This is a genomic window from Sphaerospermopsis sp. FACHB-1094 (assembly GCF_014696195.1).
Classification (GTDB): Bacteria; Cyanobacteriota; Cyanobacteriia; order Cyanobacteriales; family Nostocaceae; genus Sphaerospermopsis; species Sphaerospermopsis kisseleviana.
Genome location: NZ_JACJPT010000008.1, coordinates 62,971 through 81,462, shown reverse-complemented (window position 1 = coordinate 81,462; position 18,492 = coordinate 62,971). Strand labels below are relative to the sequence as shown.

Genomic DNA, 18,492 nt, shown 5'->3' with positions numbered 1-18,492 from the left:
ATTTAATTTGTATAAGTGGAACAGGCATCTTGCCTGTTAAACAAGAGTTCAGAATATTAGGATTATACAATTTAGCTGTGTAACAGCTTAAAACTATTCCCTATTCCCTATTCCCTATTCCCTGCCTCAACGAAGGGACTTTTTCAGCAAACCCTAAATACTGGTTAAATTAATGACTTTTTGACTAAGGTAGAAAGGCTAGATAAAACATTTTGCTCGATAAAACATTTTAGCTAATCACTTTGTGCTGGTGTCACATATTCAATTGCAAGATTGATGGTAATTTATTTTTGCACAAATTCAGTTCGACTTCGCTCACTATAAACCTGATTACCAATCGCAATCAAACCTATGGCACTCAATTTATATTTACTGCGACATGGGGAAACAACATTTAGTCAAAATGGCAATTTCTGTGGTGAAACCGATGCAGAATTGACAACCTCAGGAATACAGATGGCAGAAAGTTTTGCCGATGTTTATAAACAATTGCAATGGGAAGGAGTTTATGTTAGTCCCATGAAACGCACCATTGCTACTGCCAAACCATTTTGTGATGCTGTGGGAATAAATATGCAGGTGAGAGAAGGACTCAGAGAAGGTAGTTATGGTGTGTGGGAAACCAAAAGTAAATCCTTTGTACAAGAGAACTACACAGAAAACTATATCAAATGGTTGTCAGAACCTGCTTGGAATGCACCTCTAGGAGGAGAAACAGCCGTAGAAATTGCTAACCGGGCAATACCTGTGATTACTGAAATTATAGAGAAACACCCAGAAGGTAATGTTTTAGTAGTTTCCCATAAAGCCACAATTCGGATTATACTTTGTAGCTTACTAGGAATTGATTTGGGATGTTATCGCTATCGAGTCAATATTTTAGTAGCCTCAGTCAGTAAGGTGAAATTTGATGTTAATGGTCCATTGTTGGAGATATTAGGCGATCGCTACCATATACCTGATCATATTCGCTCACGTCCAGGAACATAAACACACCTTACTTCTGACTCCCGGAGGTTAACAAAAAAAGTAGGGGCAATCCCCCGTGGTTGCCCCTCCCGGAGGTTAACAAAAAAAGTAGGGGCAATCCCCCGTGGTTGCCCCGATTTGCCTCTAGCTAACGGTTCGCTGCTCCATTAGAATTTGATAAGAATACTGGAAATCATCAAGAGTAATCCTAATAGCAGCCGGGTCTGTTTCCCCTTGGTCTCGAAAACGGCGAATTGCTTTCACAGCAGCCTGATTACACAGCAAAACTAAATCTGCTCCGTTCCAGCCTTCGGTGGACTCAGCCCAATATGCCAAATCCACATCTAACAAAGGTCTGCCCTCAGTGTAGACTCGCAAAATTTCTAGACGGCTGGCTAAATCAGGTAAATCAACCTTGAATTGCAAGTCTAATCTTCCTGCCCGTAATAAAGCAGGGTCAAGGGCATCAGGACGATTAGTAGCCCCAATCACTAAAATATTAGTCCCCGTCTCTAAACCATCCAATTCAGTGAGTAGTTGCCCGACTACGCGGTTACTAACTCCCGAATCACCAGTGTAAGTTCCCCGTGCTGGAGCTAAGGTATCAATTTCATCAATAAATATGACACAGGGATCAGCTTGCCTGGCTTTAGCAAATAATTCTCGCACAGCTTGTTCACTAGCTCCCACCCAACGAGTAAGTAACTCTGGACCATTGACACCAATAAAATTAGCTCTGGCTTGGGAAGCTACGGCCTTAGCTAATAAAGTTTTACCAGTTCCCGGAGGACCCCAAAGCAAGATGCCCCTGGGTGCTACGGCCTTGGTTTGGCGGTAAAGTTCTGGATACAGTAAAGCTCCTTCGACGGATTCCTGTAGGGTTCGCTTAATTGTCTCCAAACCACCAATATCTTCCCATTCCACATGGGGGACTTCAACTTCCATGCTACGAAGCACTGCTGGTTTGATTTCTTTGAGTGCTTGTATAAAATCCGATTGATTCACCGTCATAGTGTCAGGAGCTTGCACATCAATCGAAGGAACTTGACGGCGTAAGGCGATGTAAGCTGCTTTTTGACATACGGCTTTTAAGTCAGCACCTACAAATCCCACAGTGCGATCGCTGATAAATTCCAAATTGACCGTATCATCCACAGGCATATTACGAGTCAGAACTTGTAATATTTCTTTGCGTCCGTTGTTGTCTGGAATGCGAAACTGAATTTCCCGGTCAAATCTTCCTGGACGACGTAGGGCTGGATCAAGATGGTCAGGGCGGTTAGTAGCTGCTAGAACAATTACCCCTTGAGTTTGGGTAAAACCATCCATCAAGCTTAATAACTGAGCAACTAAACGTTTTTCTACTTCCCCTTCCACTGCACTGCGATCTGGGGCGAGGCTATCAATTTCATCAATAAAAATAATACAGGGAGCATTTTTGGCTGCTTTTTCAAAGATGCCTCGCAGTCTTTGTTCTGCTTCTCCGTAATATTTGCTGATTACTTCTGGTCCGACTAGGGCAATATAGTTAACTCCTAATTCCTCAGCCAAGGCCCTGGCTGTCAGAGTTTTACCAGTACCCGGAGGTCCTACCAACAGTACGCCATGTGTGGGTTCTAGTCCCAATTTAACCAGCAAATCAGGGCGTTTTAAGGGAACAGCAATTAGTTCTTTGAGTTCTTTGAGAACTTCACTCAGTCCGCCGATATCTTTGAGGGTCATACCCGAATTAGAATCCGGTGGTATGATCGGCTCTGATGAACCTGCATTAGCGGCTGGAGAGGAAGGAGAAGGGGAAGTAGAAGGAGAGGAAGGAGTGCGGATCCGACTAGTCCCTATATTGCTACTACTCCCACGGGGAATATTGCCTGTTCTGGGAATACTACTGACGGATCTTGTGTTAAACTGCACATCAGTTTTCACTTCTCCACTGTCAATTTTTTCTTCTAACGTCTTGACCAATTCTATGAACTGCTCAAATCCTTTGAATAAATCACTCATGACATCCCTTTCTAAAATGAACTTACAAAAATATTGTTGCGGCTAAATTGTTCTTTAATTGGAGGTTAGTTCCTCAAATGCAAATAAAAGATCAGCCGCGCCTTTAATTCGGTCTATTGGTTCTACCGACCTGGGTAATTGAGGCAAGCGAATAATCGTTTGTTCTGAAAATAAGCCCTGATTGATTTCTGAATTTTGAGTGTAGCGATTTTGCACCACATAGCGTTGTTGAATTCCCATTTTTTTCAGAGATTCTGTTAAGCGGATATGTTCAGCTATAATTGCTTCCTCTGCCTGAATTACACCTATAAATTGGGTGTGTTTGGGGTCTTTCAATTTCTTTTGAGCTTGGATAACTTGTTGGCGCAGATTACGTAGCCGTCCAATGAAATCAACTCGACCCAAAACGTCTTGATATTTCATCCATAGCTTAAATATCCAAGATAACCAATCTCCTAAAGCTGAGGGCATTGCTAAGAATTGTAGCAGATGACCTGTAGGAGCAGTATCTAAAATAATCAAATCTTGCTGGTTACTTTCTAATAAATTTATAATGGTAATTAGGGATAGCATTTCATCAATTCCTGGTAAAGCTTGAGACATGATCTGTCTCCAAGCCTCTGGCAGATAAGCCATATTGACATTTGTGTCTGTTGCTGTTCCTTCACCACTAATCATATCCGCCAATTCCCAAAGATAATCAGTACGAAACTGATCTAATATTCTGTCAGCATCAATTTCTTGTCCGCTTAAATTAGGAGCTAATAATTTGGCCTGATGCCCTAATTTTTCTCCAAAGGCATCTCCCAAAGAATGAGCAGGATCTATGGAAATAACACGAATTTTTTGCTCAGGATAATGATTGGCAAAAGCCCAACCCATTGCTGCTGATACTGTAGTTTTGCCGACTCCGCCTTTGCCGCCGACAATAATTAGTTGACATCCTGCTGCTAAAAAATCACTAAAGCTTGGTGGTATTCTCACTGGCCATGTAATGACTGGAGCAGATACCAGTTCAACTTGCTCAATTTTTTGAATTTGTGCGGCTAGATGATCTAATTCTAAATTACCTAATGGGGCTGATGGCTGTTGTGGGACAATAAAAACTGGTTGATTTTGGGAAATATTTAAGAACTTTTGTAGGTATTTTTCCTGCTCTGCATAACGATCTGGATCTATATTGGCATCTGTCAAAATGCGATTGATTAATATTCCTGAGTAGGGAACATCTAAGGTTTTTAACTGTTCTAAAAATCTCTCTGTTTCTGCCAAACACATCGGTTCAGCAATGGCAATTACTAAACAACCAGTAAAGTGATTATCTTGTAGTAGTCTTCTACCTTCTGATAATTGAAATTTGAGATCAGCTAAAAAGTTGTCAACTTCATCACGGGTATAACTACCTGTGAAAGTTTCTGTGATCACTTGATGCTTCTTTTGGAATAATTCTAATGAATTTAAAATTACATCTAGAAAATCCTTTAAGCGCAATAAATTCAAGGTATGTCCAGAAGGTGCCATATCAACTACTATGCGATCAACGCTTTTGTCTGATAGTAACCTTTGTATTTCTAGTAATCCCATCAGTTCGTTTAAGCCAGGCCAGTTTAAATCCCAAACTGGGGCTAAATCTTCTCCATCAGCTAAACTTCCTCTTTCCACTAATAGTTCTAAAAATTGACTATATTTTGCCCTAAATTCTAATAGCAGTTTTTGAGCATCTAAAGCCTGAATACTCAAATTGGGTAAATCTGCTATTGGTGCAGCATCATCTGTCACTTTTGCAAGTAATACATCTCCTAAAGAATGTGCCGGATCTGTGGACAATAATAAGATTTTTTCTTCCGGGAACTTTGTCGCCCAATAACGCGCAAAACAGCAAGACATGGTGGTTTTACCGACTCCGCCTTTGCCGCTAAACAGAAGTAAATTAAGTGAATCGTACTGGTTCATAATTTTCAAAATCAATCAAATAATAGTTAATAAGCATTAAATAAAATGGTAAGGTGGAAGAACATCTCCCAATGATAAATCCCAGCGTGGGCAAGCTTTTTGCCAACTTAAAAATTGTTCTAAAATTAAAATTTTATCTTGAGAGCCAACCAAAATGTAAATTCTTACTTCTTCTTGCTTGTCTTGAATAACTATTGGCAATTGATGTACATTTCTGATGACATCAATTAAGTTTTGTTTTTCTGTATCTTGAGCAATAGTAAAGTTTTGTCTATTTTGATATTGTTGCTTTTTAGCTAAAAAGTAATTCCTCCCCTTTTCCGTAAATGTTTCTGTTTCAGGTAAGGAATGAGGAATTAGTTTTAAACAAAATTCGACTTTACCTTTGATTTTTTCTAGCTGTTTGCGATATTCTTGGCTATGCAATTCTAGATAGTTAAGTAGTTTTGTTTGAGACTTAAAACAAGTGCCAAATCTCAATGGTAAAATTGTAATTTGCTCAAAAATTTCACAAATAACTCGATCATGACATAAAGCCATCTGGATAATTTCAGCATCATTTTTTTGGCACGATTCTAAAGATATTCCAGGCTCGACAATAGCAGAAAGTTGAGTACCATTAATCAAAACTACTTGACTAGCAATTCCTTGGGGCAAGGTTAGGGGAAAGCTAGGAGTTTCTAAAAAAGCATAAGTGTAGAAGTTTTCTAATTCCATCTTTTTTCCATAGAGACATACAACCAATGACTGACAAATTTTTTATAATCATTAAAACTACAACTTGATATTTTCTGAATTTATAAAAAAAATCTATTATTTGAGTATTTAGGCGTTTACAATTGAATAAAACTAGTTATAATGTTGAAAATATTTAGGTACTTTTCATGAAAAATATTCGCAACCGCGGTTTGATTAGGGCTAAAGTTAGTACGATGCCTAGAAATAAATCAGATGCTTCAAGTCAATTAGAGCTTTATAAAATGGTGACTGAAAAGCAACGTATCCAACGAGAGTTATATGGAATTAAAGAAAGAATGTTTGTACTCCAACAAAGGTTAGACGTTCTAAATCATCAGATCGAAGAAACGGAAAAAACCATTCATAGATTACGTCAACCTCACTCAACAACTGTTCAAAATATATCTCAGAAAAAGGAAACTAGTGAACCGCATAATTACCACACTTTTGAGATTGAATATTAATTTTTGTTTAAACTTTAACCCGCATGAGCGGGTTTTCTACTCTTATCCTCAAGATAATTACCAGATAAGTTTTTGCTAGGAAGCACTACTTTGTGTGCAGACGTTGTCATTACCAGTAAATGGTTTCAAGATTTCAGAGATTATAGCAGGTAAACAATAATCTATGCAATCTAGACACCGCCAGGATTGTACTGATAATTTAGACAAGCTGTAATTCTTCAGCTTCAGCATCTCTGTTGGCTTCCTCTTCCAATGCTTGAATTTTTAAAAGAATTTCCTCTTCTTGAGCCTCAAATTCTTCTTCACCAAGTTCACCGAGATCGAAGGCAAGCTGTAAACTTAATAATCGTTTATGTAAATTTTCTTGAGCATCAAACTCTGTATTTGTACGCTCTTGGATTTTCTCTGCAATCCAGACAACTCCACCAATTGGTCCAGTTATGGGAGCTAGTAAAATTTTCATTAACATATTGATAAATCCTATTGAGTTTTTAAGTTATCTTCAGCAAAAACCAACTTTTTAACATCACAGCTTGGGGCTGCAAGAAATTAGGTATACTACTCAGAAACAAGCTGCGCGAATGTATAGGGCGCAGTAAAATTATTGTAACGAATACGTAGGCGATCGCCAAATTTCTGATCAATAGTTTCCACGCGCTCGCTAAATACAGATTCGCTTTCCCAAGGAATGAGAAATGCGGCATTGTATATCATTTCTTCATTCATCGGTTCACTTTCAATCACCTCTGTTGCTAAAGGATTTAATTCCTCCAAGAAAGCTTGAATTACAGCTTCCTTACGAGCCTGCAAATTACTTTCAATTAACTGCCCAATACCAATAATCTCTTCCATGCTTAAGTTTTTACCCTCCATCTTGTCCCGCTGCTGTTTTAAATCTGGATTAGATTCCATCATTGCTTGGACTTCAGACTTAGTATTCCAAAGGATCTTAATACTTACTTCTCTTTGTCCTGCTAACTTGCTAAATAATTCTTCTAACTGCTGCTTATATAGTTGGATCAGTTGTCTATTAATTTCTTCCCAATCTTTAACAACTAATCCAAAGCGCAAAGGTAGAAGCGTATGAAATCCCGCCTTCATTGCTTCTTCTAACACTCTTTCATGAGCCAATAAATTTCGGCGAGAAGCTAAATATTTTTCTTGACAAGCTTCTGAATATAAAAAAGTAAATCCATCAACTACTTGACTCTGAACAGTTTGTCCATCCAATCCTTTAAGTTCCAGAGAATTAGAAATTGATTCAGGGAAAATACCGTACAAATAAAGACCAAAATTCATAATCTGCAAATTAATTAAAATGTATTTAAACTTAAACTTTATTTTACGAAGGATATGTCGCTTCTGATTTAATTGACCCAATTGGTTTAGAGGTCAGAACTAACTGCAATTTAGCATGAATCAGATCCAACTGAGCTATACCTATATCTACTTCACCCTCTACAACAATTCCCGTATTTAACAGGCGATCCAGTAATTCCAATATAGAAGGATTGTTGCTAGGTTCCCCTGGATAATAAGAGCCTGGATGAGGCAAAAGAGTACCAAAATCTCCTAAATTTACATTTAACTCCTCTGGATTAATTTCAAATATTTCACACAAATGTAAAATTTGCTCTTCCAACTTTTGTAAACTTTCTGCTGCTCGCTCCAACTCTAATTCGCTCAAGCATTCTCGTTCCATCCGCCGAATTACTTGAGCTTCCATCAGTTGACGCACCAATTCTAGTAACGTCAACAATAAAGGAGCTAAACCCGCTTCATTCTTGGATTTAGAACCAGTAGTTAGTAAATCTTGAGAATTATTAATTGGAGTGTCAACCATTTCCATGATGTCATCTAAAACTTTAAGTTTTTTCCACTAAGTTCTTTTCACAATGATTAAAATTTCAGGAGTTCCAGTTTTGATTAATCTAAATTTGGATAACTCCTAAATTGCAATTAGACATCAACGGGGGGATCTATGGATAACAATGGTATACTTTCTTGGTCTATTTCCCCAGAAATATTTTCCGTATTAGCTAAAGTAAATTGCTCCTCTTCTATGACAGATTCCTCTTCTTCTTGTATGTTGCTATCTATGGATAATGGGATCACTTCTTGGTTCTCTTCCTCAAAACTAGCTTCCGTATTAGCTAAGGTTAGTTGCCCTTCTTCTATTGCTGATTTCATTACGTTCATTTGCGCTTCTAAGCTTTCTAGGCGCTGTTGGAGTAGTTGGTTTTCTTCAACCAGACTTTGCGCCTTACTGCTGAGATAAGGGTCATTTTCCCACCAATTGATACCCATCTCTTTAGCTTTATCAACGGAGGAAATTAACAAGCGAATACGAATATGTAGAAGTTCGGTAGAAGCAATAGATACAGATATATCACCTGCAATGACAATACCTTTATCTAAAACTCTTTCGAGAATGTCCGCCAAAGTCGAACCTTGGGTAGATGTGGTAATAGTTCGACTTGGGTTTGTTTGACGTGTTGGCAATATTGGGGTAGAAGTCACGAGTGATTCAACTCTTGAATAGTATAAAGACCATTAACTTTGTTAACCAAAGACTTTTGCTTTAAAGAATGAAGAGCATTGAATATTACATTCTTGTCTAGATTCAAAGCTTTTTGCAGTCCATTTATTCCTTCACTTTTATGCTCAGTTAGGTAATAATAAACTTCCTTCTCAAAAGGAACTATATTTTCTAAAGTTTCTAAATCAGTCTGAGGCTGGGAAACTTCCTTTAGAGAATAACCGTTATGAAACTCCTCATCAACATTCATCATCTCTAAAGCCTGGGCTACGCTTGTAGAAGCTTGATTCAGCAAATCCGCCAAAATAGATGTACACTCGCTGATAGATAAATTTGTGCGGTTGAATAAAATATCCATAGCAATATCCCGAAAGTCCGCATTTTCTGGTGTTGCTACAATACCGTTATCTGCACAAACTTTACCAATCATTAAACAAGACCGCAAGCCGGAAGTTTTTTCAGCCCCTGTAGCCTGACGAAATGATTTAACTAAATGCACGATAAAATAAGCAGATTCTCTATCTAGATTTGTTTTTTGAATTAATATCTCAGTTTGAGTTAACTCGTCTGGTTCTGGCATATTAATAGTTACCAATCTATCCATTAAAGCATCTTGTGTAGAGTGAACGCCGCAATACTCTTCTGGATTAGAGGTAAAAATTACCCGAAACTGGGGATTAACATTTAAATATTCTGGTTGATTACTGCTAGGGGGAAGACTGAGAATTTTTTCTTCTAAGGCTGAAAGCAATACGTTATTAACTTCAGGACGTGAACGATTAAATTCATCATATACCAACGTAAATCCTTCCCGACAAGCTAAAGTTAGTCGAGAATCTACCCAATTCTGTCTGAATTCGTCTTCAATTTTTACAACACTGTGAATATAATTATCGAGTAACTTTTTGTGAGTGTATCCCGATTCACTACCAATCAGATCTGAACTCTTAAATTCGTCATCTCCAAACAATAACATGACTGGCCTGTCTAAACAATGAGCCAAATGCAGAGCTAAGGTAGTTTTACCTGTTCCAGCTGGACCCCGTAAGTGAATGGGAAACCCTGACTTGAGATAAAGTAAAGCCCGAGATGCTACTTTTTCAATAGCAGGTGTCACCACAAACTGCCCTGGGCGAACACGAAGAACTGCTCTTTTCTGATTCATATTCATGATAGTCATAAATTCACGATAGTTGGAAAATAACTTGGAAAAAAGGGAAAAAGATTGCTATCTTTTCTAATTGGAATGTGCTATACTTAATCTATATAGTTTCCAGCAGAGAGCTTAGTTATATAACTGTAGTCAAGTTATTTTTCAAATAGCTGTTGTTTCTAGCTTGAAACAGGTATAAACTGAGACTATCATTGTTGAACGCCAAAACTCATTGTTGATTTTTATTATTCACCCCCTGATCTTCACAGTTTTACAACTATTGGATTAGGGGGAATTACTATATAGCCCAATTATCTAACAGTCAGCAGGATTGTGAGTATTAATTGCGACGGTAATTGCCAATAACACTCGCAAATAAATCCTGACGGAATTGACGCAGATTCTGCTTTTGTTCATTAGCTTTAGCAATACGTTCTTTAGCCGTATTTGCTAAAAATTCATCGGTTGTTTGCTCAAGTTGCTGATGGAACTCACTCAACTCTTTCGCTTGTGCCTCAGCTTTAGCAATACGTTCTTTAGCCGTATTTGCTAAAAATTCATCGGTTGTTTGCTCAAGTTGCTGATGGAACTCACTCAACTCTTTCGCTTGTGCCTCAGCTTTAGCGATACGCTCTTTAGCAGCATTTGCTAAAAACTCATCGGTTGCTTGCTTGAGTTGCTGATAGAACTCGTCCAACTCTTTTGCTTGCTGGTTAGTTTGAGCAATGCGTTTTTGGGCAGCATTTGCCAAAAATTCATCGGTTGTTTGCTTGAGTTGCTGATAGAACTCGTCCAACTCTTTTGCTTGCTGGTTAGTTTGAGCAATGCGTTCTTTAGCAGCATTTGTCAAAAACTCATCAGTTGTTTGCTTGAGTTGCTGCTGGAATTGATGCAGTTCTTCCGCTTGTTTTTTTGCTTGAGTAAACCGCTTGCTTTTTGTCTCAGACAGGAATAAATTTACTTCCTCAAATATTGAGTTATTCTCCTGCCGGATTCTTTCCATTAAAGCCGCCATGAAGTTCTCCTAGAAATTAGAAGCTGGTATCAACTACATTCACCGGAGTTTTTTACTCAGTGAATGTAGTTGCAGGTGTTTCTGCTTTTTTAATAGATATGCTTTCATGAAAACTATATTTCCGCATATCAAAGTCATTAAAAAAGCAATGATGGTACTAGAATTTAATCCTAATTAAATTCTTAATCTCGGACATCTACTTCAAAATTAAGCAGGTACCGCAGCAGACTGAGTCAAACCTACAGCTTCTGCATATTTCAGGTAGGTTTCTACAGATGCGATTACGATTCTAGCTTCTACTGCTAGTAATTCAATACCAACCAAGGAAACACGAACCCAAGCATCTACAACGATACCTTTGTCTAGGATTCTATCAATAACTTCTGCCAAGCTGGAGGAAGAATTAGTTTTTTCAACTGCCATTGTTTTGCACCTTAATTTTTTATTGTTGTTTATTTTTTGGCATTGCCAAACCAAGTTTAGCAGAATAATTACCTTTAATTGGATAATTATTCTACTCATTGCATATCTACTTCAAAATTAAGCAGGTACCGCAGCAGACTGAGTCAAACCTACAGCTTCTGCATATTTCAGGTAGGTTTCTACAGATGCGATTACGATTCTAGCTTCTACTGCTAGTAATTCAATACCAACCAAGGAAACACGAACCCAAGCATCTACAACGATACCTTTGTCTAGGATTCTATCAATAACTTCTGCCAAGCTGGAGGAAGAATTAGTTTTTTCAACTGCCATTGTTTTGCACCTTAATTCATTGTTGTTGATTTGAGTATCTACTTATATCTTGTAATAGTTTCATTGTAAATATGACTACAGTAAGGTTTATAAAGGTCGATCTTTTATTTACTAGGTTATATGGAGACAACTTTATGTATGTGGTTAAACCACTATATAGTTAGTCTCACTAGGAAATTCCAGTTTGTTTAGTCCCAGAATTTTCTGATGTTAACCTAGCTTACTGGAGTCATGTAACATTCACAAGATAGTAAGTTATACACTCGCTTGAACTCTTTATACTAATATCACTAGTTTTACTATTTGTAAATAGCCTGGCAAAAAAATCAGTAGTAGAGAATAAAGTCAGTCATTATTACTAAGTTATAACTCAATATGTAACGGATTGTAACAAAAATTAAATTTACCCAAAACCTTTCTCTTGAGTCTCTTCCCTGATCCTTCTTGACTGTGACAATGACAATTTTTAATGCCAACCTGGCTAAAAAACTAAAAATCAAGAAATTTATGGCTAAGGAAATTATGTTTTTGTCCTTACGTGGAATTGCCTTTAAGTAATGATTTTTACTCTTAAATGACATTGATCACAAATATTTACGTAAATTTTATGATAAAAAAAATGTTCTAATTATAACTTGTGTTAACAACAATGTTACAAAAGTAAATATATTAGGAGTAAAATAGATTTTTTGTAACTTACCTTAATCTACACATACCAGTATCTGTGATCTGTAAATAGCCAAAAGTTTGTATAATAAAAAGACATTAGGTTTAAGTATTTATTCTATTCACCTTGTTCTGTATGGGTTGCAGTTTCGTGAGCAAAAATTATTTAAGTATAATCAATTCAGACTAATCAATTTAAAAAGCATTGATTTACGGCTAAAAGCTTAATAGTGAATATATACTGAGATTTCAACTTATACAGGACTTACGCAAAAGGGAACGAAAGTAGGGGTAATATCCTTCGGGAAGCAAGCTACATGAATTACCCCTACGCAAGAATAAGGTTTTCAGTCACATCTTGCGTAAGTCCTATTGTACACAAAGGAAAAATCGCTCCCATCGAACTCTTGAAACTGTTCCCTGTCTCCACGACAAGACTTTTTCAGCAAACCCTAGGTACTGAGTAATTTAAAATTACTGAACAATAGGAATGGCAATATTAGGTGAAATCTATTATTATAATTAGTCAAATTCAATTATTTCTCCCTAAATTATGTCTATAGAAAATACTTCTGCTTCTGTGTCACAGCAAGCCTTAGCCGCTCTGATTGATGCTTTAGTCCAGCAAGGTCATCCACCTCAATATGCTCAAGCAATGGCAACATCAATAATTTTTCAGACAGACTTAGATTTACGGAACGCCCAGCTTGCTAGACTTTTAGCCTGGCTGAAAGAAGAGCATAATAGTATTTATCCATCTGCTCTTGCTATAGTCGAAAATACTTGCAAAGAATTTGAAAATCGAGTTACAAAAGGCTAAATATAAACACATTTGTACTTAGTTAAGGTTAACTTAGAAAGAAGCCATGTGATCTGAAAACATCACCCACGGTTTTGAAGCCGAGCATGAGGGGTGACTCTCATGCTTAGGTTAACAGAGTGTCAATACACCTATTAATTCAGTGATACAGCAAATTGCAGATCAATCAAGTACAGGATCTAACTTATACAGCAAGCAATTTTTACTCTTCAACGCAGTGCTTTTTCCTGACTACTAAATTCTGCTGTATCTTCCCAAAGCAATTAAGGGAAAATACTGTTGATAAAGGTGATACTTGAGATAAAAATGACAAGGAAAACCTGTGCCTGTAAAGTAATATTCATCCCAAGTACCATCTGAACTTTGAGTTTCTAACAAATAATTAACCCCTTTTTCAAGACTCTGAAAATCAAATTTTCCCGTTGCTTCACTTGCTGCAATTAATCCAATTATCGCCCAAGCTGTTTGAGATGCGGTACTGTCTCCCTGACCTTTTAAACTCGGATCATTGTAACTAAAACAAGTTTCACCCCAACCACCATCAGCGTTTTGCACTTTCACTAACCAAGCTGCACCTCGTTCTATTTCACTGCGATATTTTTGGGGGTTTATTAATGCTAATGCTGATAAAACTCCACTTGTTCCATAAATATAATTTACTCCCCAACGTCCAAACCAACAACCTTCTGTTTCTTGTTCATTGAGAAGATAATTCAACGCCTTTTCTAACTTATCTGCCGGAATTGATAAGTTACCAACGCCCAACATTTCTATTACTCTAGCGGTGACATCGGCAGTATTTGGATCTATCATAGCTTTCAAGTCACCATAGGGAATAGAATTTAGCCATTCTTGATGATTATCAATATCAAAAGCTGCCCATCCTCCCGGTTGACATTGCATTGATTCTATCCAATTTAAAGCTCTTTTTATAGCTTGTTTTTTGAGGTTTTCATTGGGTAATTTTGCCTGATGCAAAGCCATGACAACTACAGCAGAATCATCCACATCGGGATAAAAGCGGTTATCAAATTCAAACGCCCAAGCACCGGGTTTTCCTTGTTTATTTTTGACAAACCAATCACCATAATCAAGTATTTGTTTGTCTATTAACCATTCTCCAGCTTTTACTATTACTGGATGATCTGCCTCAAAACCTGAATCAATTAAGGCGCGAATTGCCCAGGCTGTATCCCATACGGGAGAAACACAAGGTTGAATGCAGTAATTATTTTCTGTTTCCATGGCGAAATTATCAACTGCTTTTAAACCCCGGTAAATAATCGGATTGTTAGCGTCGTAATCTAGACATTTTAAAGCTAACAGAGAATTTAACATGGCGGGAATAATTCCCCCCCAGTCTCCTGTAGCTTCTTGACGTTCTAAAATCCATTTTTCAGCAGCTTTGATTCCTTCTTCTCGAAAAGGTACAAAATTTAAACTTTCTGCTAATTTAAACCCGTCATCCAAAATGGTAAATATATCCGACCAATCATTATTTTTTGGTAATTCCCATTTGACATTATTCACACCTTCGGTATATAATTCATCTAGGTTGATGGGGTTGTCAATTTCAAAGACAGGTTTCTGATCAAAGACTATTAATAATGGCACGGTACTAGAACGCGCCCAGCTTGAAAGCTCATAAATATTGAAGGGAAAATTTTCAGGTAATAGCATTACCCAAGGTGGTAATGACGGCAGTCCACGCCAATTATAACAACCTATTAATGCTAAATGTAATTTAGTAAAAATGCGGGTTTTGCTAATTCCACCTTTTTGCAAAATTAAAGACTTTGCTTTGATGAGTGCGGGATCTGTTGCAGGTACACCTAACAACCGCAAAGCCATGTAAGCTTCTACAGTGGTACTGAGTTCTCCCCCATCACCATAAAATAGTTCCCATCCTCCATGCTCTTTTTGTTGCGATCGCAAATAGTTTTCAACCTTATGCAAAGGTCGAGTTTTATCTGTTCCCCAAATTTTATGTAACAGTACAGTTTCCGCAGTGATGGTAACATTTGATTCTAATTCCGCCCACCAATAACCATCGGGTTTTTGAATTGACAGCAGATGTTTTTGACTAGCGGCGATCGCTTCTGTAATTTCCTTGACTTTTACCCTGTCTTGTGTTTGCATAAAATCCTGACCTCAGCAGTTATGGTAGAAGTTATGGTAGAAATTTTAGCGGGTTTGATGGTTTTATCTTTAGCAATTTGGTTATTTTTACTGTTGTTTTGGGGGCAGTTTTGGCGGGTAGATCAACAGTTAAAAACCACAGCAAATAAATTACAATCTTTACCTACAGTGTGTGTAGTAGTTCCAGCGAGGAATGAAGCTGATGTAATTCCTGTAAGTTTGCGATCGCTCCTTTTACAAGACTATCCTGGTAATTTTCATGTATTTTTAGTAGATGATCAAAGTACCGATGGTACAGCCAATTTTGCCCAAGGAGTAGCTTACGCAGTTGATAAACTCGAACAATTACATATTATTTATAGTGCAGATTTACCTCATGGTTGGAGTGGTAAACTTTGGGCAATGGAACAAGGTGTAAAAGTTGCTGTAGAGACGTTTCATGAAACGTCCTTACAACTACCTGACTATTTATTACTAACAGATGCAGATATAGAACATGATATTAGTAATTTACGGCGATTAGTTGCCAAAGCAGAAACAGAGAATTTAGACTTAGTATCTCTCATGGTAAAACTGCGCTGTCAAAGTTTTTGGGAACAATTATTAATACCTGCCTTTGTCTTTTTCTTTCAAAAACTTTACCCTTTTCGTTGGGTAAATAACCCGAAAAAATCTATTGCTGCTGCTGCTGGTGGTTGTATTTTAATTCGTCGAGAAACCCTAGAAAAAATAGGCGGACTACAAATAATTCGTCAAGCATTAATTGATGATTGTTCTTTAGCCAAAGTCGTGAAATCTCATCAAGGTAAAATTTGGGTGGGATTAGATGCTTTAACTTATAGTTTGCGTCCTTATGATTCCCTAGAAACTATTTGGAATATGGTAGCCCGTAGCGCCTACACACAACTAAATTATTCTCCTTTGTTGTTAGTGGGAAGTGTCTTAGGAATGTTTATAGTTTATATGCTGCCAATTTTAGGAATTATCTTAGGTTTAATTATGGGTAATCTGCTAATAATCATTACAGGTCTACTCATATCGCTATTAATGACATTCGCATATTTTCCCATAATCGCCTTTTATAAATGTCCTCTTTGGTTAGCTTTTTGTTTACCTATCATTGCCTTTTTATATACTTTAATGACATTAGATTCTGCTAACCGACATTGGCAAGGAAAAGGAGGTGCTTGGAAAGGTAGAGTTTATCAAAATTAGAATTATTAAAAAGTCAGGAGTCAGGAGTTCAAGGAGTCAGAATTTTATCTCTCTCTTTTTATCTCGTTCCCAGTCTCAGACTACGAACGAGAAATTATCAATTGTCAATCATCAATCATCAATTGATAACTATGCCAAATTGATGGTTTATCGTTATTAGTTTTTTCAGGAAGTAGCAAACGCCAACTTTTACCTTCTCGTTGAATTTGTAAATAAATATCAAAAGGTTTTTGTGGTTGAGTGATTTGTTTTTTGGGTAATTTAACAGTTAAATCATAAGTTCCCTGGACATGATAAGCTGGTAAATATTCAATGGTTAAAGGTTCTTCTTGCGTAATTACTACTTGCTTAATCTCAAATTTTTGAAAGTCTAAATCTAGCTTTTGTGTAAGTTGCTTTTGAGTTTTTTCTAGTTGAATAGCAATGGCTTTTTCAACTAATTCATAAGTCGGTTGCAATGCAATACTACTACAAGCTGTTAATAAAATCAAAATTCCTATTAAAATTAACCGCATCATGTATTTTCTATAATACCTTGATATACACTGATCAGGTAGTTATCCTAGCTTCTAGCCAAAATACCTACAATTTATACACAGTAAAGGTTTCAATTATCTGGTATAACTATGTTAGTGATTATTTTTTTTGATCTAAAAAATAGTGCTTGACAGATTTGGTAGAAAATTGGTAGAAAGTATCAAAGTTAAGACTTGAATTTTCTAACCCAAAAACCCTAAAACCCTTATCTAGTAAGCAATGGGCAAGAGGAGAATCGAACTCCTATGACCGCAAGGTCGCCACATTTTGAGTGTGGTGCGTCTACCAGTTTCGCCACTCGCCCTTGGTAGCAACTTTTCTATTATAACCTATTCTTCTAATTTGGCAAGGGTTTGGAAAAAAAATTTTTTTGCCCTTTTTTTTCCACAACCACTAACGACAAATCACCAAACTAGAATCTATATCCTCTAGTCTAGCACAACCACTGAGAGCCATTGCTGTAGTTAGTTCCTCTTTGAGTAGGTTGATAATATCAGCTACTCCCGTTTCTCCAGATACCGCTAATCCCCATAATACCGGACGACCGATCAAAACCGCTTTCGCCCCTAACGCTAAAGCTTTAAGAATATCAGTACCCCGACGAATACCCCCATCTAACAAGACTTCCGCTTTACCATCCACTGCGGCGACTATTTCCGGTAAAGCATCCAAGGAAGCGATCGCCCCATCTAATTGTCTACCACCATGATTAGAAACCACAATCCCCTGTGCGCCATATTCCACTGCCCTCACCGCATCATCACCCCGTAAAATTCCTTTCAAAACTAACGGTAAAGGACTTAAAGATTTTAACCATTCTAAATCCTTCCAAGTCAAAGCCGGATTAATCTGCTGGGCAAAATAAGTTAATAAACCAGACTCGCCTTTTTCTTGGGGAATGTCTAAACCTGACATTTTGGTTAAATTAGCAGGATGTAAACCAGGGGGTAAGGTAAATTCATTGCGTTGATCTCGCTCTCTTTTTCCCAACACTGGCGCATCCACAGTTAAACAAAGTGCCTTGTAACCTGCTGCATAAGCTCTTTCTACCAAAGCACGAGTTAAACCCCGATCTTTGTGAATGTAAAGTTGAAACCAGCGCAAACCATCATCAACCATTGCCACATCTTCTAAACTCTTAGTAGATAAGGTACTCAGCACCATAACCACACTTGCGGAAACTGCGGCTTTTGCTGTAGCAATTTCCCCATCTGGATGGGCTAAACACTGAAAAGCCATAGGTGCAATCATCAGAGGTAACTGCAACGATGCACCTAAAACTTCAGTTGTCAAGTTAATTTCACCGACATCAACGAGCATTTTAGGACGCAGTTTCACCCGTGTAAAAGCAGCGCGATTATCTTTTAAAGTAATTTCATCCCATGCACCACTACTGTAATAATCAAACGCCATTTTGGGTAGATGGGTTTTTGCTAACTCTTCATACTCAAATAAATTAATGGGTGAAATCATGTCTGTTTAAATAAATATATTATTTGTTTAGGCTGGTGATAGGTAATTGGTAAT

At 37.4% G+C, this 18,492-nt stretch carries 18 protein-coding genes and 1 tRNA gene; 4 read left to right on the top strand and 15 right to left on the bottom strand.

Annotation, left to right across the window (positions count from 1 at the left end):
• Window positions 1-351 precede the first annotated feature (351 nt).
• Window positions 352-990 carry a histidine phosphatase family protein gene (locus tag H6F47_RS04080; protein ID WP_190647781.1) on the top strand — a complete coding sequence of 213 codons (639 nt, stop codon included), beginning with the start codon at window positions 352-354 and terminating at the stop codon, window positions 988-990.
• A 123-nt stretch (window positions 991-1,113) separates the two neighbouring features.
• Here H6F47_RS04080 and H6F47_RS04075 read toward each other — a convergent pair whose 3' ends face one another.
• The 3 genes from H6F47_RS04075 to H6F47_RS04065 are packed head-to-tail and all read right to left on the bottom strand — an operon-like array spanning window position 1,114 to window position 5,640.
• The gene (locus H6F47_RS04075) at window positions 1,114-2,970 is read right to left on the bottom strand and encodes an AAA family ATPase (protein ID WP_190348519.1); all 1,857 of its coding nucleotides are present in this window, start codon (window positions 2,968-2,970) and stop codon (window positions 1,114-1,116) included.
• Window positions 2,971-3,024: 54 nt separating this feature from the next.
• A complete protein-coding gene (locus H6F47_RS04070; protein ID WP_190348518.1) occupies window positions 3,025-4,923 on the bottom strand; it encodes a TRC40/GET3/ArsA family transport-energizing ATPase in 1,899 nt (632 codons plus the stop codon).
• 36 nt (window positions 4,924-4,959) lie between these two features.
• A complete protein-coding gene (locus tag H6F47_RS04065) occupies window positions 4,960-5,640 on the bottom strand; it encodes a GvpL/GvpF family gas vesicle protein (RefSeq protein WP_096567122.1) in 681 nt (226 codons plus the stop codon).
• 167 nt (window positions 5,641-5,807) lie between these two features.
• On the opposite strand from H6F47_RS04065, the gene H6F47_RS04060 reads away from it, so the two are divergent.
• A complete protein-coding gene (locus H6F47_RS04060; protein WP_137668580.1) occupies window positions 5,808-6,125 on the top strand; it encodes a gas vesicle protein in 318 nt (105 codons plus the stop codon).
• A 199-nt stretch (window positions 6,126-6,324) separates the two neighbouring features.
• Here H6F47_RS04060 and H6F47_RS04055 read toward each other — a convergent pair whose 3' ends face one another.
• The 8 genes from H6F47_RS04055 to gvpA (H6F47_RS04020) form a co-directional block, all read right to left on the bottom strand.
• The gene (locus H6F47_RS04055) at window positions 6,325-6,594 is read right to left on the bottom strand and encodes a gas vesicle protein GvpG (RefSeq protein ID WP_096567126.1); all 270 of its coding nucleotides are present in this window, start codon (window positions 6,592-6,594) and stop codon (window positions 6,325-6,327) included.
• Between the two features lie 89 nt (window positions 6,595-6,683).
• Entirely contained in the window at window positions 6,684-7,424 is a 741-nt protein-coding gene (locus tag H6F47_RS04050; RefSeq protein ID WP_096567128.1) for a GvpL/GvpF family gas vesicle protein, read from the bottom strand.
• A 43-nt stretch (window positions 7,425-7,467) separates the two neighbouring features.
• Window positions 7,468-7,974: a gas vesicle protein K gene (locus H6F47_RS04045; RefSeq protein ID WP_137668581.1), complete on the bottom strand. Its 507-nt coding sequence runs from the start codon at window positions 7,972-7,974 to the stop codon at window positions 7,468-7,470.
• Window positions 7,975-8,084: 110 nt separating this feature from the next.
• On the bottom strand, window positions 8,085-8,645 hold the full coding sequence (locus H6F47_RS04040; RefSeq protein WP_096567132.1) for a gas vesicle protein: 561 nt from the start codon (window positions 8,643-8,645) through the stop codon (window positions 8,085-8,087).
• Window positions 8,642-9,844 carry a gas vesicle protein GvpN gene (gene gvpN, locus H6F47_RS04035; RefSeq protein ID WP_096567134.1) on the bottom strand — a complete coding sequence of 401 codons (1,203 nt, stop codon included), beginning with the start codon at window positions 9,842-9,844 and terminating at the stop codon, window positions 8,642-8,644. Before gvpN ends, H6F47_RS04040 begins: the two co-directional genes overlap by 4 nt.
• 313 nt (window positions 9,845-10,157) lie before the next feature.
• On the bottom strand, window positions 10,158-10,832 hold the full coding sequence (gene gvpC, locus H6F47_RS04030; protein ID WP_190348517.1) for a gas vesicle protein GvpC: 675 nt from the start codon (window positions 10,830-10,832) through the stop codon (window positions 10,158-10,160).
• Between the two features lie 207 nt (window positions 10,833-11,039).
• Window positions 11,040-11,255 carry a gas vesicle structural protein GvpA gene (gene gvpA, locus H6F47_RS04025; protein ID WP_057178839.1) on the bottom strand — a complete coding sequence of 72 codons (216 nt, stop codon included), beginning with the start codon at window positions 11,253-11,255 and terminating at the stop codon, window positions 11,040-11,042.
• A gap of 117 nt (window positions 11,256-11,372) precedes the next feature.
• Window positions 11,373-11,588, bottom strand: coding sequence for a gas vesicle structural protein GvpA (gene gvpA, locus H6F47_RS04020; protein WP_057178839.1), 216 nt, complete (start codon window positions 11,586-11,588; stop codon window positions 11,373-11,375).
• Between the two features lie 1,219 nt (window positions 11,589-12,807).
• Here gvpA (H6F47_RS04020) and H6F47_RS04015 point away from each other — a divergent pair.
• Window positions 12,808-13,074 carry a hypothetical protein gene (locus H6F47_RS04015; protein WP_137667052.1) on the top strand — a complete coding sequence of 89 codons (267 nt, stop codon included), beginning with the start codon at window positions 12,808-12,810 and terminating at the stop codon, window positions 13,072-13,074.
• A gap of 234 nt (window positions 13,075-13,308) precedes the next feature.
• Here the strand turns inward: H6F47_RS04015 and shc are convergent, their stop codons facing one another.
• Complete coding sequence (gene shc / locus H6F47_RS04010; RefSeq protein ID WP_137667053.1) at window positions 13,309-15,213, bottom strand: squalene--hopene cyclase; 1,905 nt, start codon at window positions 15,211-15,213, stop codon at window positions 13,309-13,311.
• A gap of 33 nt (window positions 15,214-15,246) precedes the next feature.
• On the opposite strand from shc, the gene H6F47_RS04005 reads away from it, so the two are divergent.
• Window positions 15,247-16,428 carry a glycosyltransferase gene (locus H6F47_RS04005; RefSeq protein WP_137667067.1) on the top strand — a complete coding sequence of 394 codons (1,182 nt, stop codon included), beginning with the start codon at window positions 15,247-15,249 and terminating at the stop codon, window positions 16,426-16,428.
• A gap of 104 nt (window positions 16,429-16,532) precedes the next feature.
• On the opposite strand, the gene H6F47_RS04000 is transcribed toward H6F47_RS04005, so the two are convergent.
• The 3 genes from H6F47_RS04000 to H6F47_RS03990 all read right to left on the bottom strand — a co-directional run bounded on the left by H6F47_RS04000 (window position 16,533) and on the right by H6F47_RS03990 (window position 18,438).
• Window positions 16,533-16,946: a hypothetical protein gene (locus tag H6F47_RS04000; RefSeq protein ID WP_190647779.1), complete on the bottom strand. Its 414-nt coding sequence runs from the start codon at window positions 16,944-16,946 to the stop codon at window positions 16,533-16,535.
• A 239-nt stretch (window positions 16,947-17,185) separates the two neighbouring features.
• Window positions 17,186-17,269, bottom strand: a tRNA-Leu gene (locus tag H6F47_RS03995).
• Between the two features lie 89 nt (window positions 17,270-17,358).
• Window positions 17,359-18,438 (bottom strand): alpha-hydroxy acid oxidase, encoded by a 1,080-nt coding sequence (locus tag H6F47_RS03990; protein WP_137667054.1) that lies wholly within the window; start codon window positions 18,436-18,438, stop codon window positions 17,359-17,361.
• Window positions 18,439-18,492 lie beyond the last annotated feature (54 nt).

What these genes read in the sequence shown, in the direction of transcription:
- H6F47_RS04080 (WP_190647781.1), top strand. Translation starts at nt 352, where the DNA reads ATGGCACTCAATTTATATTTACTGCGACATGGGGAAACAACATTTAGT.
- H6F47_RS04075 (WP_190348519.1), bottom strand. Translation starts at nt 2,970, where the DNA reads ATGAGTGATTTATTCAAAGGATTTGAGCAGTTCATAGAATTGGTCAAG.
- H6F47_RS04070 (WP_190348518.1), bottom strand. Translation starts at nt 4,923, where the DNA reads ATGAACCAGTACGATTCACTTAATTTACTTCTGTTTAGCGGCAAAGGC.
- H6F47_RS04065 (WP_096567122.1), bottom strand. Translation starts at nt 5,640, where the DNA reads ATGGAATTAGAAAACTTCTACACTTATGCTTTTTTAGAAACTCCTAGC.
- H6F47_RS04060 (WP_137668580.1), top strand. Translation starts at nt 5,808, where the DNA reads ATGAAAAATATTCGCAACCGCGGTTTGATTAGGGCTAAAGTTAGTACG.
- H6F47_RS04055 (WP_096567126.1), bottom strand. Translation starts at nt 6,594, where the DNA reads ATGTTAATGAAAATTTTACTAGCTCCCATAACTGGACCAATTGGTGGA.
- H6F47_RS04050 (WP_096567128.1), bottom strand. Translation starts at nt 7,424, where the DNA reads ATGAATTTTGGTCTTTATTTGTACGGTATTTTCCCTGAATCAATTTCT.
- H6F47_RS04045 (WP_137668581.1), bottom strand. Translation starts at nt 7,974, where the DNA reads ATGGAAATGGTTGACACTCCAATTAATAATTCTCAAGATTTACTAACT.
- gvpN (WP_096567134.1), bottom strand. Translation starts at nt 9,844, where the DNA reads ATGACTATCATGAATATGAATCAGAAAAGAGCAGTTCTTCGTGTTCGC.
- gvpC (WP_190348517.1), bottom strand. Translation starts at nt 10,832, where the DNA reads ATGGCGGCTTTAATGGAAAGAATCCGGCAGGAGAATAACTCAATATTT.
- gvpA (WP_057178839.1), bottom strand. Translation starts at nt 11,255, where the DNA reads ATGGCAGTTGAAAAAACTAATTCTTCCTCCAGCTTGGCAGAAGTTATT.
- gvpA (WP_057178839.1), bottom strand. Translation starts at nt 11,588, where the DNA reads ATGGCAGTTGAAAAAACTAATTCTTCCTCCAGCTTGGCAGAAGTTATT.
- H6F47_RS04015 (WP_137667052.1), top strand. Translation starts at nt 12,808, where the DNA reads ATGTCTATAGAAAATACTTCTGCTTCTGTGTCACAGCAAGCCTTAGCC.
- shc (WP_137667053.1), bottom strand. Translation starts at nt 15,213, where the DNA reads ATGCAAACACAAGACAGGGTAAAAGTCAAGGAAATTACAGAAGCGATC.
- H6F47_RS04005 (WP_137667067.1), top strand. Translation starts at nt 15,247, where the DNA reads ATGGTAGAAATTTTAGCGGGTTTGATGGTTTTATCTTTAGCAATTTGG.
- H6F47_RS04000 (WP_190647779.1), bottom strand. Translation starts at nt 16,946, where the DNA reads ATGATGCGGTTAATTTTAATAGGAATTTTGATTTTATTAACAGCTTGT.
- H6F47_RS03990 (WP_137667054.1), bottom strand. Translation starts at nt 18,438, where the DNA reads ATGATTTCACCCATTAATTTATTTGAGTATGAAGAGTTAGCAAAAACC.